This is a genomic window from Brevundimonas sp. M20 (genome assembly GCF_006547065.1).
Classification (GTDB): domain Bacteria; phylum Pseudomonadota; class Alphaproteobacteria; order Caulobacterales; family Caulobacteraceae; genus Brevundimonas.
On the sequence record NZ_CP041243.1, the window covers coordinates 2,995,166 to 3,011,204 of the forward strand.

The window sequence follows — 16,039 nt, forward strand, 5'->3', positions numbered from 1 at the left end:
GGAGGGGGTTCACGGCTGAACCTCACGTCGTTTCGCCCGAAGGCTTTGCAGTTCCTGCTCGGCCGCGGCGACGCCTTCGGCGTCACGGGCGGCGCGGGCGGCGGTCAGTCTCTGGTCGGCCATCATCTCGCGGACCGGGTCCAGATAATCGTCGTCGGCGGCGTTGAATCGCGAGTAGCGCAGGCCGGCCAGAACCTGACGCTGGCGCTCGGCCTCGACCCCGTTCCCCTGCCCGTAGGTCAGGAAGAAGCTGCGGATCTTCTCCTTGATCGCCGGGTCCAGATCCTCACGGACGACGATGCCGCCCTCCGGGATCGGGGGCGACTGCCAGATGACCTGGATCTGTTCGGCCAGCGTCGGGTTCTGGGCGCGCAGGGCGGCGGCGCTGACAGTGTTGGAGGTGGCCACGTCCAGCACGCCGGAGGCGACCTCGAAGGCGTTGCGCTCGTGGTTGTTCGACCGGACGGTGGAGAAGCACCGCTCCGGGTCGATGCCGCGCGGATTGAACAGCCAGGTCACCGGAGCCAGAGTACCCGAGGTCGACTGGGCGTCGCCGATGCCGAAGCTGTAGCGGCGACCGCAGGCCATGACGCTTTCCAGCGTGATGCCCGAGCCCGCCTTGACGATCAGGGTGGCGCGATAGCTCTCCAGACCGTCAGGACTGACGGTGCGGGCGATCAGTTCGGCGTCGGCGTCGCGGATGGCGTCAATGGCGGGCTGTGCCGAGAACCAGCCGGCCTGAACCTGCCCCCGCTTCATATCCTCGACGAGGGCGGCGTAGGTCGAGGCGAAATGCGGCTCCACCGGCGCGCCGATGGCCTTGGACATATCGTCCAGCAACGGCTGCCACAGGGGCCCGGCCGAGGCCTGCCCCTGGGCTGACAGGATGGAGAAGCTGATCGTCTCGGCGGACTTTCCGGACACCCCGTCGCGCTCGCCGCAGGCGGCGAGGGCCAGGCCGGACAGGGCCAGGGCGACCACGGCGGCAGCGCCGTTGCCGTTATGGCGCGTCCAGCCGGACAGGATCATGCCTTGGCTTCCCAGAAGGCGTCCTCGAACTCCGGCCCGTAGATTTCGATCAGACGCGCGGTGTCCAGACCGGTCGACGGACCGTCGTAGACCACCTTGCCCTTCTGAAGGGCGATCACGCGCTCGCAGTAGCGGATGGCGTAGTCGACCTGGTGCAGGGTGACGATGACGCCGAGGCCGTCGCGCTTGTTCAGCTCAACCAGCAGCTCCATCACCTTGCGGGCCGAAACCGGGTCCAGCGAGGCGACGGGCTCATCGGCCAGAATGGCCTGGGCGCCCTGCACGATGGCGCGGGCGATGGCGCCGCGCTGCTGCTGACCGCCCGACAGGGTGTTGGCGCGCTGGGCCGCGTAGTCCGACACGCCCACGCGGTGCAGGGCGGCCATGGCGCGGTCCTTGTCGGCCGTCGGCCAGGCGCCGAACAGACCCCGCCAGCCCGGCAGACGGCCGAGCGCGCCGAGCATGACGTTGGAGAACAGCGACAGGCGACCGACCAGATTGAACTGCTGGAAGATCATGCCCAGCTTCTGGCGCGCGGCGCGGACCCTGCCGGTCACGCGGCCGTCCTTCTGAACCACCTCACCGAAGACGGAGATGGTGCCGCCCGGGTCGATCGACTGCAGCCCGGTGATCGAACGCAGAAGCGTCGACTTGCCGGAACCCGAGGGGCCGATCAGGGCGACCATCTCGCCTGCGCCGACCTCGACGGAGACGCCGTTCAGGGCCTTGCGGGCGCCGAAGGTCTTGGACACGTCCTTGACGGACGCGACGGCTACGGTGGCTGAGGTCATGAGCACGCGGGGATGCGGTTGCAAAAGGGCGCGCCGCATCGCCCGTGAAGGCGTGCGAGGCAAGTCTTAATGGCATGCCTGCGTCGTTTTCGTCCAGCGGAACGGCGCGGGGGACACGCCCCCGCACCCGCCCTGCCCCTACTGCGCGGCCCGCACCTCGACCGGCAGGCCCAGGGCCTCCAGTTGCGGACGAACCGTCGCGGCGTCGCCGACCACCACCCAGACGAAGGGCGCTTCGCCGAACAGGCGACGGGCCTCCGCGTCCAGCGCGGCCTGATCCAGCGCCTCATAGCGGGGCGCCAGCGTGGTCCAGTAATCGTCCGGACGGCCGTACAGCGCCATGGAGCGCAGGGCTCCCATCAGGGCCGCCGAGGTCTCGAACTGGCCCGGTAGCTGGCGGACGTTGGCGTTGACGATCCGCTCGCGCTCGGCGGCGGAGACGCCCCGGTCAGACAGGAAGGCGCGGTACTGGTCAATCAGCACCTGCACCGACTCGCCCGTTCGGTTCGACTGGACCGGCGCGGAGATGATGTAGGGCACCTGATGTTCAAGCCCGGCGGCGTTGCCGCCGAGGCCGTAGGACCAACCGCGGGTCTCGCGGATGTCCTGATTGATACGCGACAGGAAGCCCGAGCCGATGGCCTCGTTGGCGGCGTTGAACACCACCCGGTCCTGATGCCCCGTCGTCGGCAGGACCATGGCGCCGACGATGATCGACTGCGGCGACTGGGGCCGGTCGACCAGAACGATGCGCGGCTGGGCCGCCGGGATGGCGGCGTCGAAATTCTTCACCCCGTGCGGCGTGGCCGATGGGACCCACTGGCCCAGATGGGCGTCCAGCAGGGCGGTGATCTCCGACAGCGGCTTGTCCGACACGACGAATATCTGGGCGGTGTCCGGGCGAATCCAGTTGGCGTGGAAGGCTTGCAGGTCCTCACGACTGATCGCGCCGACGGTGTCGGGCGAGCCCAGTCCGCTCATCGGACGGCCGTAGGGATGCTCCGTCCCGAAGACCAGCGCGGGCCATGCGCGCGCGGCCAGACCGTTGGGCGAGCTGCGTTCCTGCGCGATGGTGGCCAGCTGTTGCGCCCGGCGACGTTCGATGTCGGCGGGACGGAAGGCCGGGCGGCGGATGACGTCGCCCAGCAGGGCCAGCGACGGATCGAGGTTGGCGGTCGGCGAAGTCAGGCTGACGACCGTGCGGTCCATGGACGCGCCGGTGCTGACAGAGGCGCCCAGCTGTTCCTCGCGCTCGGCGATCTGGGCGGCGTCGCGGTCGCCGGCGGCTTCCTTCAGCAGGCCCAGCATCAGGGTCTGCGTGCCCAGTTCATCCGCCGGATCGGCGGCGAGACCGGCGTCGAACTCCACCGCCACGCGGGTGATCGGCACCGTGGTCGAGCGCAGATAGACGACCTCGATCCCGTTCGACAGGCGGGCGCGCTCGGTCGTCGGGAAGGCCAGCGGACGCATCTCACCGACGGCGGGCATGGGCGCGCGCGGGGTGATCGGCAGGGGTGCGGCGGGGGCCGGGGCCGGACGGTTGTCCGCCGCCTCGACATAGGCTTCGCGTTCACCCGGCTCGACCCGGATCGCCAGCGTCGGGCGGGTCAGCCAGCGCTGCATGGCGGCCTTCACCGAAGCGGGCGTCACCGCGCCATAGGCGGCCAGCTGGCGACGATAGAAGCCGGGATCGTCGGCGTAAAGCTCGCCCTCGGCGAGCGTCACGGCCTTGCCGCCGAAGCCGCCGGTCGGCTCCAGCGCCTGTAGCGTGCCCGAGATGCGGCGGGTGACGGCCCGCTCGACCTCGGCCTGCGTCGGGCCGTTGGCGATATAGTCGGCCAGCAACTGGTCCAGCCGCGCGGAGACCGCGTCAGCGTCGCCGCCCGGCTTCACATTCACATCCAGATCGAACATCCCCAGCCGCTGGAAGGCCTGGTAGCTGGAACTGACCGAGGTGGCGGTCTCCTCGCCGCGCACCAGCGCATTGTCGAGGCGCGAGCTGGCCAGACCGCCGAAGACGCTGGCCGCGATGTCGAGCGAGGCCGCTTCTTCCGACAGCAGACCCGGAACCACCCATGTCCGCGACAGCTGGGTGTTCGGCACACGATCGTGCAGCAGCTTGTCGACACGCGCGGGCAGGGTCGGAATGTCGGCCTGCGCCGGCTCATTCTGCGCCCCGCGCGGGATGTGGCCGAAGTAGCGGTTCACCAGCGTCCGGGCCGTGGCGACATCAATATCGCCCGCCAGCACCAGCACGGCGTTGTTCGGGCCGTAGTTGTCGCGGTGCCACTGGCGCAGGTCTTCCAGACTGGCGGCGTCCAGATCGGCCATCGAGCCGATGGTCGAGTGGCGGTAGGGATGCCCCTCCGGGAACAGGGTCTCGAGCACCGTGTAGTAGACGAGACCGTAGGGCTGGTTGTCGCCCTGGCGCTTTTCGTTCTGGACGACGCCGCGCTGGTTATCGAGCCGCTCCTGGCTGAGCGCGCCCAGCAGGTGGCCCATCCGGTCGCTCTCCATATAGAGCGCCTGCTCGACCGCCGAGGTCGGGACGGTCTGGAAGAAGTTGGTCCGGTCGAACCATGTGGTGCCGTTCCAGTCGGTCGCGCCCATGGCCCGCAGGGGCTCCATCAGGCCGCCCGGCACGTTCTCCGTCGGATTGAACAGGCCGATGTGTTCGAACAGGTGAGCAAAGCCGGTCTGGCCCTGTGGCTCATCCTTGGAGCCGACATTGTACCAGGCGTGGATGGCCACGACCGGCGCCTTGCGGTCGGTGTGCACGACGACGCGCAGGCCGTTGTCGAGGGTGAACTCCTCGAACGGAATATCGACGCTGCGGGCCAGTTCGGAGGCCGGAACCTGGGCCTGCGCCTGCCACGGTGTGACGGCTAGGAAGACGGCGGCGAGAAGGGCGGCGCGACGCATGGATGGATCCCCCGGATGTTGTCCCGGCGAACCCTATCAGCGCCTCGACCGGCGCCAAGTTACGGCTCTGTCACACGCGCCAGCCTGGCCGCCTCATGACGCTCGATCCGCATGCGGATAAATTCCCCGCAAACTCAACGGCCGCCTAGAAAAAACCGCTTTACATGACAGTCGTATGACCTCATATCGCGCCTTCCGGCGGACCCCGTAGGTCTAACGTTGCGCTGCTAACGCCGGTCTGGGTTTAACAATTACAGGGGTTTACGTGAATTGCGCACGTATCCATTTCCCCTGGACCTGGTCCGCGAGCGGTCCCCTGAACGCCCCGTCGCCCTCGTGCGACCGCGTTCGGTTTCCGTAGCGGCGCGCTGGTTCCAGGACAATCTGAAAGCTGACGTCTTCTATGCGGTGAAGGCGAACCCTTCACCCTGGGTCATCGAGACCCTGATCGAAGCGGGCGTCACCGCCTTTGACGTCGCCTCCATCGGCGAGATCGAGCTGGTTCGTTCGGTCAGCGCTGACGCGCGTCTGGCCTTCATGCACCCGGTCAAGAGCCGCGGCGCGATCACCAGGGCCTATTTCGACCATGGCGTCCGCACCTTCTCGCTCGACAGCCATGACGAGCTGCAAAAGATCATCGAGTCGACCGGCGGCGCGACCGACCTGAACCTGCTGGTTCGCATGGCGGTGTCGGCGGACGGCGCGGCCTATTCCCTGTCGGGCAAGTTCGGCGTCTCGCCGGACCAGGCCCCGTCCCTGCTGCTGGCCACCCGCCAGGCGGTGAAGGACGGGCTGATGGGCGTCTGTTTCCACGTCGGCTCGCAGTGCATGAGGCCCTCCGCCTATGAGGCCGCCATGGCCCAGGTCGGCCGCGCCATCAGCCGCGCCGGCGTGTTCGTGGACATCGTCGATGTCGGCGGCGGCTTCCCCTCGGTCTATCCGGGCATGGTCCCGCCGGACATGAGCGAATACGCCGACGCCATCCACCGGGGCTTCCGCGAGATGCCCGTGTCGGAAACGACCGAGCTGTGGTGCGAGCCCGGCCGTTCGCTGGTCGCCGAGTCCTCGTCGGTCCTGTGCCGCGTCGACCTGCGCAAGGGCGACGCCCTGTATCTGAACGACGGCTCCTACGGCTCGCTGTTCGACGCGACCCACTCGCGCTGGCCCTTCCCGACCAAGCTGGTCCGGGACGGTGACAGCTCCAGCGATCTGAAGCCCTTCCGCTTCTACGGCCCGACCTGCGACTCGATCGACCACATGCCGGGACCGTTCTGGCTGCCGGCCGATGTGCAGGAAGGCGACTTCATCGAGATCGGCATGCTCGGCGCCTACGGCGTCGCTATGACGACCGGCTTCAACGGCTATGGCGAGCATGACATCGCCGCGGTCGAGGACGCCCCGATGGCCTCGCTGTACGGCCTGGCGCCGCGCTCCATCCCGACCGTGCGCACCACGGCGGAAGAGCAGGCCCGCAAGGTCGTTCGCCTGTCGCGTCCCAAGGGCAAGGCCGGCCAGCGCAAGAAGTCGCGCCGGTAAACAGTCACGCTGACGCGAAAGCGTCGCTCAGGCGTTCCATATAAACAGCGGCCCGTCGCTCCGTCCGGGCCGCTGTTCTCTATTCAAACGACGGGCGCTCAAGACCAAAGGGAAACCCTTGCAATGAACGCTCCCGTTCAATCGAACCAGAAGGCCCAGCTCCTCCAGAACACCGTGGAGCACGTCGACATCACCTCATTCGACGCCCGCCCGATCATCGACAGCATGCGCAAGATGTCGTTCTCGTCGCGCGACACCGCCCGCGCCGCCGACATCTTCAACATGGCGCTGGAAGACAAGGACTGCTCGCCGTGGCTGATCCTGGCCGGCTCGACCTCGGCCGGCGGCTGCATGCACGTGTACCGCGACATGGTGAAGTTCGGCATGATCGACGCCGTGGTCGCCACCGGCGCCTCGATCGTCGACATGGACTTCTTCGAAGCCCTCGGCTTCAAGCACTACCAGGCCGCCGGCGAGGTGGACGACAACGTCCTGCGCGACAACTACATCGACCGGATCTACGACACCTACATCGACGAGGAAGAACTCCAGGCCTGCGATCACACTATCCTGGAAATCTGCAACCGTCTGGAGCCGCGCGGCTACTCGTCGCGTGAGTTCATCTGGGAAATGGGCAAGTGGCTGTCGGAAGGCAACGCCAAGAAGCCCGGCTCGCTGATCCAGACCGCCTATGAAGAAGGCGTGCCGATCTTCTGCCCGGCCTTCGTCGACTCCTCGGCCGGCTTCGGTCTGGTGAAGCACCAGAAGGAGCGTATGGCTGAAGGCAAGCCGTACCTGATGATCGATGCGGTCGCCGACTTCCGCGAACTGACCGACATCAAGATCGCCGCGGGCGTCACCGGCCTGTTCATGGTCGGCGGCGGCGTGCCGAAGAACTTCGCCCAGGACACCGTCGTCTGCGCCGAAATCCTCGGCATCGAGGCCGAGATGCACCGCTATGCCGTGCAGATCACCGTCGCCGACGTGCGTGACGGCGCCTGCTCGTCCTCGACGCTCAAGGAAGCCGCCTCGTGGGGCAAGGTCCAGACCACGCACGAGCAGATGGTCTTCGCCGAAGCCACCACGGTCGTGCCGCTGATCGGCTCGGACGCCTATCACCGCGGGACCTGGAAGAACCGCGACAAGCGCCGCTGGGCCAAGCTGTTCGGCAAGTAAAACCTGCCCAAAAAAACTGGAGGGGGCCGGAGCGATCCGGCCCCTTTTTGCTGTCCGACATCGATCCGTGAAAAGTGCTGGTGAGCCAGCGGTGAGCCGGACCCCACCAATAGCCGCTAAAGCGGCTCACTTCCTTGCTCACGCCCCGCTCACTCGTCCCCCCCCCTTGATCGGGAACCCCCACCGCCTTCGCCCGCTATGTCGGCGAAGGAGCCCGCCATGACGAACCAGCCGCCGATCACCGAAGACGCCCGTGAGGCGGATGATATGGGCGAGAAGCCCGATCTGGGCCGGACGCCGGACGCCCTGATTGAGGCCCTGAGTGGTTCGGACATGGGCTCGGACACCCGCGCCGGCTCGCTGCAGGGCGGCGCGGCGACGGGCTCCGACAACGACCCCGATCAGGACGAAGTCAACGCCGGACTGGCCCGGCAGGGCAGCGCGGATGGCGACAAAGGCTGACATCTTCGCCACTATCGGTCGTCGAAACGGCCCCGTACCGCCTTGCCGCCGCCGCAGGTCTGGGCCACGGTAGAGCCAGAAAATTCAGTCTCAAGGACAGGTACGGGATGAAGCGCATGCTTTGGGCCGCCGCGTTTTCGGCGGCCATCGTCATGGCCGGTTGCGGTGAGAAGGTTGAGGACAAGGCTGCCACCCCGGTGGACGCCACCCCTGCCGGAGGCATGAGCGAGGCCGACGCGGCCGCCGGTCCTTCGACGACCCCGCCGCCCCCCGGAACGCCGGCCCCGGCCGCCGCAGGCGCTCCCGAGTACGCCGTGATCTATCCGGGCGGCGAGCCCAAGGGCGACGCCACCCCGGGCATGAGCCCCGCGGGTCCCGGCGGCATCCTGTCGTTCTCGACCGACGCCACCCCCGATCAGGTCGTCGAATTCTATCGTCAGCGCGCCGACGCCGCGGGTCTGAAGCCGATCAACAGCCTGAACAGCGACGGCGCGCGCGGCTACTCCGCCGGCGACGGCGGCGACAAGCTGCTGAACGTGGTCGCCACCCCGGTCGACGGCGGCCCGACCGACGTTCTGCTGTCGTGGACCGGCGGCTGATCCGGGTCAGCGCCCTTTCAGCGCTGATCCTGCTGACCGGCGCCTGCACCAACACCATGACGCGGGCTGCCCCCGTGGGCCTGCCGTCGGCGGGCTATCTGGACGACGCGGACCTACTGACTTTTGCAGGCGGGTTCACCCCTTCGCCCCAGCCCCTCGAATGGGTCGAGGGACCGCCCGGACGCGGTCCCGGCTCGGATCGCTGGTGGCTGGCCATCTCGCAGGCCGAGATTCGCGCGCCCGAGGCCGCCCAGCATTTTGACTGCATCCTCGGCACGCGCCTGAACCAGCACCCGCGTCCGGCCCTGACCCGGCTGATGAACCGGCTGCTGGTGGATACCGACAGCGTCACCCGGCGGCTGGCGACGGCCTATCCCCGCCCCCGACCGATCAGCGTGGACCCGTCCCTTCAGCCCTGCCAGCGGATCACGGACGAAATGCGCGACAGCCCGTCCTGGCCCGCGGCCGCAGCGGTCGCGGGAGCGGCCTACAGTGAGATGTTCGCGACCCTGGTCCCCGATCAGCAAAGCCGGTTGCGCGGCATGGGCCGGGTGATCGGCCAGAGCCGCATGGTATGCCGCATGAACTGGCACAGCGACGTCGCGGACGGCGAACGGATCGGTCGGGCGCTGTATGCCCGCGCCTCGGCAGAGCCCGGCTTCGCCGAGGACCTGGAGGCCGCCCGTGCGGAGGTCGCGGCGGCCCGTGCGGAGGGGCTGGCCAACCCCTCCTGCGCCGCCGAGCAGTGGGCGCTGCGTGAACGCCTGCCCCCGCCGCTGAACTAGGCCGGGCGGCCCGTTGCCAGTGCGCCGTACAGATCGGTGCGGCGGTCGCGGAAGAAGCCCCAGGCGGCGCGGTGCCGATCCAGGAAGTCCAGATCGAAGGTGTGCACCAGCACGCCCTCGTCCGTCGCGCCGAAGCTCTCGACCAGATCACCGCGATGGTTGGCGATGAAGGAGTGGCCGTAGAAGGTCTGGCCCGCCTCGGTCACCTGCTCATGGCCGATCCGGTTGGCGCCGATGACCGGCACGACGTTGGAGACGGCGTGGCCCTGCATGGCGCGCTGCCACGGCGCCGCCGTATCGAGCGTGTCGTCATGCGGCTCGGTGCCGATGGCGGTCGGGTACATCAGGATTTCGGCACCCTGCAGCATCATCGCACGGGCGGTCTCCGGGTACCACTGGTCCCAGCAGATGCCGACGCCGATGCGGCCGAACTGCGTGTCCCAGACCTTGAAGCCGGTGTCGCCGGGCCGGAAGTAATACTTCTCCTGATACCCCGGGCCGTCCGGAATATGGCTCTTGCGATAGACGCCCATCAGCGAGCCGTCGGCGTCGATCATCACCAGCGAGTTGAAGTAGTGCGGCCCCTCCCGCTCATAGATCGAGACGGGGATGACCACGCCCAGCTCCTTCGCCAGCGGCTGCAGCTGGACCACGGCCGGATGCTCGCGCCACGGATAGGCCGCGCCGAACCACTTCTCCTCCTGCGAGACGCAGAAGTAGGGCCCCTGGAACAGCTCGGACGGCAGGATCACCTGCGCGCCCTCGGCGGCTGCCTCGCGGATGAAACCGACGGTCTTGTCGATGTTGGCTTGCAGATCCTCGGAACCGTAGGAGGTCTGAATGGCGGCGACGGTGACTGTTCGGGTCATTGGACGGCCCTTTGGTGAAGAGTGCTAGTGAGCGAGAAGTGAGCGATCATCGCCGCTCCTCAAGAGATCGGAGAAGTCCGGTCGCCATCCTGCCCAGTTCAAGCAGGTCGTTGAAAATGGCCCGGTACGTGGGCTCGTCCACATAATCGAGCCTACGGGCCACGATCAGCAAGGTTTCAAGTTCAGCCAGAGAGCCGCGGGCAATCCCGACAAAATGCCTGAACTCTCCCTGCGTTCGACGCCCGGATCCCTCAGCAATGTTCGCTGGAACGGAAACCGCTGCCCGCCTGACCTGGCTGACAAGTCCGTACTGCTCATGTTTCGGCCAGTCCGTAGTCAGTCGGTAAAGCGTTTCCGTCAGGTCCAGCGATATCTGCCAGACTTTTAGGTCACGGTGGCTGCGGGGAGGTTCGTTGCTCACTCCTTGCTCACTAGCACTTTCACCCCGCCTCACGCTGGCTCTTGCTGCGAGATACAATGGAACGAGCCGCCGCCGGTGAGGATGGCGATCGACGACAGAGGAATGATTTCGCGGTCCGGATAGATGGTGGCCAATCCCTCACAGGCGAGCTTGGCCGCACGATCATCACCGTAGGTCGGGACGATGACCGCGCCGTTGGCGATGAGGAAATTCATGTGGCTGGCGGGGATGGGCCTTTCATCCTCGTCGCCGACGAAGCCCGGCGACGGAAGGGGCAGGAGGCGGATCTTGCGACCCTCGGCGTCGGTCATCTCCGACAGGGCGCGGGCGACGGCGGCGTAAACATCGTCATTGGGATCGCCCCGGCCCCAGGCGACGGGATAGGCCACCACGCCGGGCGCGACGAAGCGGGCCAGGTTGTCGACGTGACCGTCGGTGTGATCGTTGAACAGACCGTCCCCCAGCCACAGCACCTTGCGGGCACCCAGCGCCCCGGCCAGTTCGGCTTCGGCCGTCGCCTCGGTCCAGCCGGTGTTGCGGTTGGCGTTCAGCAGGCACTGGCGGGTGGTCAGGATGGTCCCCTCCCCGTCGTGGTCCAGCGCGCCGCCTTCCAGGATGAAGTCGTTGCGATCCAGCGGCACGCCCGAGGCCTCGCCGATCTGGGTGGCGACCGTGTCATCATGCTCGAGGTCGTACTTGCCGCCCCAGCCATTGAAGCGGAAGGCGGCGGCGCGGGTCGAGCCGGCGCCGAAGATCGGGCCGGTGTCCCGCAGCCAGATGTCGCCGAAGCGGCCGTCGACGACCTCGACAGCACCCACATCGGCGAAGCGGTCGCGAGCCGCGTCCAGCGCCTCGGCCTTGCCGACCATCAGCTTGACCTGCTCGCGGCCCGGACCGGCCAGGGCGCGGACCAGCGCCTCGACCTCGGCCTGCGCCGGTTCGAGATTGTCCTCCCACAGCTCGCCATGGCTGGGCCAGCCGACCCACATCGCGCGGTGCGGCGACCATTCGGCGGGAACAGGCGTGGTCATGGTTGAAAGCAATCCTTGTCAGCGGCGAAGGCGGGCCAGCCGCGCCAGATAGACACCCCGGACCCCGACTTCAACGCGGGAGGTCGAATGACGCGCCGAACTTCGTCGTCGCAATCGTCGGAATCGTTCTTCGACGTCGTCGAAATCACCGAAAAACCGTCGTCGAATTCTCGCCTACCCAAGCGGGAAAGCCGCGCTCAGGCAGCGAGGCTCCGCGAGCCGAGCGATAGCGCCCTTCCAACAAAGAAAGAGGGCGGCCCGTTTCCGGACCGCCCCCGATCTTTTTCAGTTCAGACCGAAGTCCGGACTTAGAAGGCCACCCGCAGGGTCGCCGAGATCGTGCGCGGAGCGCCGACCGAAGCGAAGGGCTGGCTGTAACCCAGGGTGCCCGGGGTCGCCGAAGCGCGGGTGCCGAGGTTGGCGTAGTAGTTCTCGTCGAAGACGTTGTCGGCGTTGATCTGGACGAAGGTGCCTTCGTAGCCGAAGGGCGCCAGATCGATGCGGACGTTGGCGTCGACGGTGGTGAAGGCGTCAACCTTCATGTCGTTGACGTCGGTGACCCAACGCTCGCCGGTGTACTTGGCCTGCAGGCCGGCTTCGAGCCAGTTGGTGAACTCGTAGTTCACGCGAGCCGCGAACATCCATTCCGGCGTTTCCACCAGTTCCTTGCCCTTGGTGGGCAGGATGTTCGGGGTCGTGCCGGTGTAGCTGTAGATGTAGTCGTCCTGCAGCTCGGTCTGCATGTAGGTGGCCGAAGCGTAGAGGCTCAGGGCCTCGATCGGCGACCAGCCCAGCGAACCTTCAACGCCCCAACGCTCAACCGAACCGACGTTGCGGTCCACGAAGGTGCCGAGGTCTTCGTCGAAGGTGTTGACGATGCGGTTGTCTTCGTTGTTGGCGAAGACCGACGCCGTGCCGACCAGGGTCGACGAGCTGTAGCGGTAGCCGACGTCGAAGTTCTGGCCCTTCTCGGGTTGAACGCCCGGGGCGGCCAGCGAACCGTCGGCCTGACGGGCGACGATGTACAGGCTGTCCGTACGCGGAGCCGACAGGGTTTCAGCGTACGAAACGTACACCGAGTGGCCTTCGCCGAAGCGGAAGCTGGCGCCCAGGTTCGGCAGGATGTCGTCGAACTTCACTTCACGTTGGTACGGAGCGACGTACTGGGTGGTGCCGCGACCGGCGAAGGTCACGTTACCGTTGGCCAGCGGGGCGTTCGGCACTTCGGTGGTGCACAGGACGTTCGACGAGGCGTTCTGCGAGTAGCAGTACTGGTTCAGCTCACGACGGAAGAACGGGGCGCGGACGCCGACGTTGATGGTCAGGGCGTCGTCCAGGAACTGGCCGCGGTATTCCAGCGAGAACTGGTTCAGTTCCGCGATCGACAGACGGTCACGGGTACGCAGTTCGTAGCCGTCACGGTTGATGATGCGGTTGTTCTCGTCGTTACGGCCGGCGAACCAGTCGACGAAGCGCGGGTTCTGCGGGTTCGAACGGTTGATGCGGCCGTACTGGCCGGTCTGACGGTGACGACCGAAGTCCAGCGCATAGGCGAAGCGCAGGCGGTGATCGTCGTTCAGGTCCCAGATCAGCGAGCTGTTCAGGCCGTAGCGGTGCGTGTTGGTGTTGTTGGTGGCGTGGACGCGGACGCTGTCCAGGGTGTCGCCGTCGCCGTTCAGGTCGAAGCCGGCGGCGGCGGCGTTGACGCCACGCAGCAGGCGGTCGGTTTCCGACAGAACCGTCTGGCCGGTGCCGCCGTTGGCCAGGGTGTACTGGAACGACGGGTCAACCGTCAGGACAAGGCCGTCCATCAGGGTGAAGCGCGACTGACCGCGGATGTTGCCCGTGTTCGACGGGTTGATGCGCAGGCCGTAGAAGTTGCTGTTGCCCGACGGATCGACGTCGGCGACGCCGTTGCGGCCGGTGTAGCTGGCGGCGTTGGCGCCGACGACCGGGTACGGCAGGTAGGTGTCGTTGAAGTCGACATCCCAACCGCGCGGGTCGGTTTCGACTTGCGGCAGGATGGAACCGTCAGCGGTGCCGAGGTTCGGCCCGAGGTAGTTGTTGTTGCGGTTCTCGTTCCAGTGACCGGCCAGCGACAGGAAGTCGCCATTGTCGCCCAGCGGCTGATAGATGCGCGCGTTGAACTGGGTCTTTTGCAGGCTGCCGCGGCCCTTGAACTTGTCGTAGTCCTGACGCGAGACGGCGAACCAGGCCGAGGTGCCCCACGGGCCGAACTCGCCGGTGTTGAACAGGCCCATGAAGCGACGGTAGTCGAAGTCGCCGAACGAGGTCTGGAGCCAGCCGCCCATGTCGGCGGTCGGGCGCAGGGTCTGGTAGTTGATGGTGCCGCCGGTGGCCGCGGCGGTCGGGCTGTCGACGTCGGTCGAACCGGTGTTGACCGAGGCGCGCTCGATCAGTTCCGGGTCCAGCTGCTGGTTGGTGTACGACGAGTAGTTGCCGGTGTCGTTCAGCGGAATGCCGTCGAAGGTCAGCGACACGCGGGCGCCGTCGAAGCCGCGCAGGCGGATGTTGCCGCCCGACGAGCCATACGGATCGGTGTTGGTGAAGCTGAGGCCCGGAGTGACGTTCAGGGTCTGCAGGATCGTTTGACCCGGGGTCTGGGTCGAGATGAACTCTTGGGTGACCGTGTTGCGCGTCTTGGCGACGGTTTCAGCGACGGCCAGACCGTCGATGTTGCGCTGGCCGCGCGCGCCCGTGACGACGACTTCGCCGAGGGTGGTCGCTTCGGTCGCTTCCGTACCGGTCGATTGAGCCGAGGCGGCGCCGGCGAGAAGCAGGCCGCTGAAGAGGGCGGTGGTCGCCCAGAACGCGCGTTTGCGGTTCGTCATAGTCATCTATCCCCGATGAGTTGGGCGAAATGCCCGCCGGCCGGCGAGGGCCGGACGAAATCACGCCCCCCTTAGGCGCGACGTCGGAAAGTGGGACGACACTGATGTGACAGTGATATGACAAGGCGCGGGGGTGGCCGGGGAGACACACCTTTGTTGCGGCGCACAATTGTGGATGAAATCCGATCCGTACCCGGACTGTGTCCACGAAGAGACTGTGCGCCCCCCACCGGGGCAGGATTGAGGCCCGGAAGATTTCAGCGCGGAAATGCAAAACCGCCGGCCCTCTTTCGAGGACCGGCGGCTCTGTAGTGCTGCCTTGTCGGCGACTTCCGGATTAACGGAAGTTGATGCCGATGGTGGCGCGACGGTTGAGCGGCTCACGCACGCCGTCGGCGGTGGCGCGGGCCAGCTCGGTTTCACCCTTGCCGTCCAGCGAGATCACGCCGCCGTTGACGCCCTGGGCGACCAGGGCGTCAGCCACGGTGCGCGAACGACGGTTCGACAGGCCGATGTTGTACGCCGCCGAACCCGAGGTGTCGGCGTGGCCGACGATCAGGATGCGCGTCGGACGACCCGACTTGGCGTAGTTGGCGGCCTGCGTGACCACCGACTGGGCTTCGGCCGTCAGGTCCGAGCGATCCCAGTCGAAGTACACCACGAACTCACGGTTCGCCTGCACCGGCGGAGGCGGCGGGGGCGGAGGAGGCGGCGGCGGGGGCGGCGGAGGCGGGGGCGGCGGGGGCGGCGGGGGCGGCGGAAGCGGAGCTTCATCCGCGCCGAACGCATAGCGCAGGCCCAGCGAGATGGTGTGGCTGTCGTCGTAACGACCGGCGAACGGACCCACCAGCGACGCGTCGGCCGGGACCGACACGAAGGTGTTGAACTCCATGTTCGACATCAGATAGCGGTAGGTCAGGTCCAGATGGGCCCGATCACCGATCGCCCAGGCCAGGCCGGCGATGGCTTGCGCCGCCAGCTTGGTCGAGGTGTCGTCCGCGCCGACGCCGGTGGTGCGGCGACCGCCCAGGGTGCCGATGAACTTGGTGTCGACGATGTTCACACCGGCGCCCAGGCCGATGAACGGACGCAGCGCCCACGACTCGTCGCCGAAGTCGTAGATCACATTGGCCATGAACGTCGTGGCGGAGATTTCGCCCGACGGGTTTTCGCAGGCGCCGGCGGCCGGAACCACGTTGCAGACGCCGGTCGGAACGTTGCCGTTCGGGTTGGTGACCGCGCCGAGCTCGCCGGAGTCACGGTAGCCGCCTTCGAGTTCCACGCGCCAGTTCTGGTCGAACCGGTAGCCCAGACGGGCGAAGGCCGCCCACGAATCGTCGACTTCGAAGTCCCATTGCGGACCCGTCGTCGTCGACGTCAGTTCCAGATCGTCAACGGTGTGGTAACCGGCGTCAATCGCACCGTACCAGCCGTTCGGCTCGGCCGCGGCGACACCGGCCGACAGGGCGAGGGCCCCGGCGGCGCTCGACGCCAGAATGAAAGTCTTAACGCGCATTGGTGGATGCCCTCCGCAGCCAAAATGAATTCGGACGGCGTTTGAGCCGC

General features: G+C 67.2%; 12 protein-coding genes and 1 pseudogene. 5 read left to right on the forward strand and 8 right to left on the reverse strand.

The features are described from left to right. Positions 1-9: 9 nt before the first annotated feature. From phnD to FKQ52_RS14730, 3 genes are all read right to left on the reverse strand, one after another. Positions 10-1,029 carry a phosphate/phosphite/phosphonate ABC transporter substrate-binding protein gene (gene phnD, locus FKQ52_RS14720; RefSeq protein ID WP_141627877.1) on the reverse strand — a complete coding sequence of 340 codons (1,020 nt, stop codon included), beginning with the start codon at positions 1,027-1,029 and terminating at the stop codon, positions 10-12. Continuing rightward, complete coding sequence (gene phnC, locus FKQ52_RS14725; RefSeq protein ID WP_141627878.1) at positions 1,026-1,820, reverse strand: phosphonate ABC transporter ATP-binding protein; 795 nt, start codon at positions 1,818-1,820, stop codon at positions 1,026-1,028. The genes phnD and phnC overlap by 4 nt, the downstream gene beginning before the upstream one ends. Positions 1,821-1,958: 138 nt before the next feature. After that, the gene (locus FKQ52_RS14730; RefSeq protein WP_141627879.1) at positions 1,959-4,742 is read right to left on the reverse strand and encodes a pitrilysin family protein; all 2,784 of its coding nucleotides are present in this window, start codon (positions 4,740-4,742) and stop codon (positions 1,959-1,961) included. Positions 4,743-5,012: 270 nt separating this feature from the next. On the opposite strand from FKQ52_RS14730, the gene FKQ52_RS14735 reads away from it, so the two are divergent. The 5 genes and pseudogenes from FKQ52_RS14735 (at position 5,013) to FKQ52_RS14755 (ending at position 9,300) form a co-directional block, all read left to right on the forward strand. Further along, positions 5,013-6,278, forward strand: a complete 1,266-nt coding sequence (locus FKQ52_RS14735; RefSeq protein ID WP_141627880.1) for a type III PLP-dependent enzyme — start codon at positions 5,013-5,015, stop codon at positions 6,276-6,278. Between the two features lie 40 nt (positions 6,279-6,318). Further along, positions 6,319-7,454 (forward strand): annotated as a pseudogene (locus FKQ52_RS14740) (deoxyhypusine synthase). A 219-nt stretch (positions 7,455-7,673) separates the two neighbouring features. Next, complete coding sequence (locus FKQ52_RS14745) at positions 7,674-7,916, forward strand: ribonuclease (RefSeq protein WP_141627882.1); 243 nt, start codon at positions 7,674-7,676, stop codon at positions 7,914-7,916. Between the two features lie 107 nt (positions 7,917-8,023). Beyond that, on the forward strand, positions 8,024-8,515 hold the full coding sequence (locus tag FKQ52_RS14750) for a hypothetical protein (RefSeq protein ID WP_141627883.1): 492 nt from the start codon (positions 8,024-8,026) through the stop codon (positions 8,513-8,515). After that, a complete protein-coding gene (locus FKQ52_RS14755; protein ID WP_141627884.1) occupies positions 8,500-9,300 on the forward strand; it encodes a PA-phosphatase in 801 nt (266 codons plus the stop codon). The genes FKQ52_RS14750 and FKQ52_RS14755 overlap by 16 nt, the downstream gene beginning before the upstream one ends. Here the strand turns inward: FKQ52_RS14755 and aguB are convergent. From aguB to FKQ52_RS14780, 5 genes are all read right to left on the reverse strand, one after another. Further along, positions 9,297-10,169 carry an N-carbamoylputrescine amidase gene (gene aguB / locus FKQ52_RS14760; RefSeq protein WP_141627885.1) on the reverse strand — a complete coding sequence of 291 codons (873 nt, stop codon included), beginning with the start codon at positions 10,167-10,169 and terminating at the stop codon, positions 9,297-9,299. The two genes, FKQ52_RS14755 and aguB, sit on opposite strands and share 4 nt — an antisense overlap. 46 nt (positions 10,170-10,215) lie before the next feature. Then, positions 10,216-10,590 (reverse strand): four helix bundle protein, encoded by a 375-nt coding sequence (locus FKQ52_RS14765; RefSeq protein ID WP_205750788.1) that lies wholly within the window; start codon positions 10,588-10,590, stop codon positions 10,216-10,218. Between the two features lie 29 nt (positions 10,591-10,619). After that, complete coding sequence (locus FKQ52_RS14770; RefSeq protein WP_141627887.1) at positions 10,620-11,621, reverse strand: agmatine deiminase family protein; 1,002 nt, start codon at positions 11,619-11,621, stop codon at positions 10,620-10,622. Positions 11,622-11,929: 308 nt separating this feature from the next. After that, positions 11,930-14,473, reverse strand: a complete 2,544-nt coding sequence (locus FKQ52_RS14775) for a TonB-dependent receptor (protein ID WP_141627888.1) — start codon at positions 14,471-14,473, stop codon at positions 11,930-11,932. 337 nt (positions 14,474-14,810) lie between these two features. Beyond that, entirely contained in the window at positions 14,811-15,989 is a 1,179-nt protein-coding gene (locus tag FKQ52_RS14780) for an OmpA family protein (protein ID WP_141627889.1), read from the reverse strand. Positions 15,990-16,039 lie beyond the last annotated feature (50 nt).

Coding starts and splice junctions, on each gene's coding strand:
- FKQ52_RS14730 (WP_141627879.1), bottom strand. CDS start 4,742: ATGCGTCGCGCCGCCCTTCTCGCCGCCGTCTTCCTAGCCGTCACACCG.
- FKQ52_RS14750 (WP_141627883.1), top strand. CDS start 8,024: ATGAAGCGCATGCTTTGGGCCGCCGCGTTTTCGGCGGCCATCGTCATG.
- FKQ52_RS14770 (WP_141627887.1), bottom strand. CDS start 11,621: ATGACCACGCCTGTTCCCGCCGAATGGTCGCCGCACCGCGCGATGTGG.
- phnD (WP_141627877.1), bottom strand. CDS start 1,029: ATGATCCTGTCCGGCTGGACGCGCCATAACGGCAACGGCGCTGCCGCC.
- FKQ52_RS14780 (WP_141627889.1), bottom strand. CDS start 15,989: ATGCGCGTTAAGACTTTCATTCTGGCGTCGAGCGCCGCCGGGGCCCTC.
- phnC (WP_141627878.1), bottom strand. CDS start 1,820: ATGACCTCAGCCACCGTAGCCGTCGCGTCCGTCAAGGACGTGTCCAAG.
- FKQ52_RS14775 (WP_141627888.1), bottom strand. CDS start 14,473: ATGACGAACCGCAAACGCGCGTTCTGGGCGACCACCGCCCTCTTCAGC.
- aguB (WP_141627885.1), bottom strand. CDS start 10,169: ATGACCCGAACAGTCACCGTCGCCGCCATTCAGACCTCCTACGGTTCC.
- FKQ52_RS14745 (WP_141627882.1), top strand. CDS start 7,674: ATGACGAACCAGCCGCCGATCACCGAAGACGCCCGTGAGGCGGATGAT.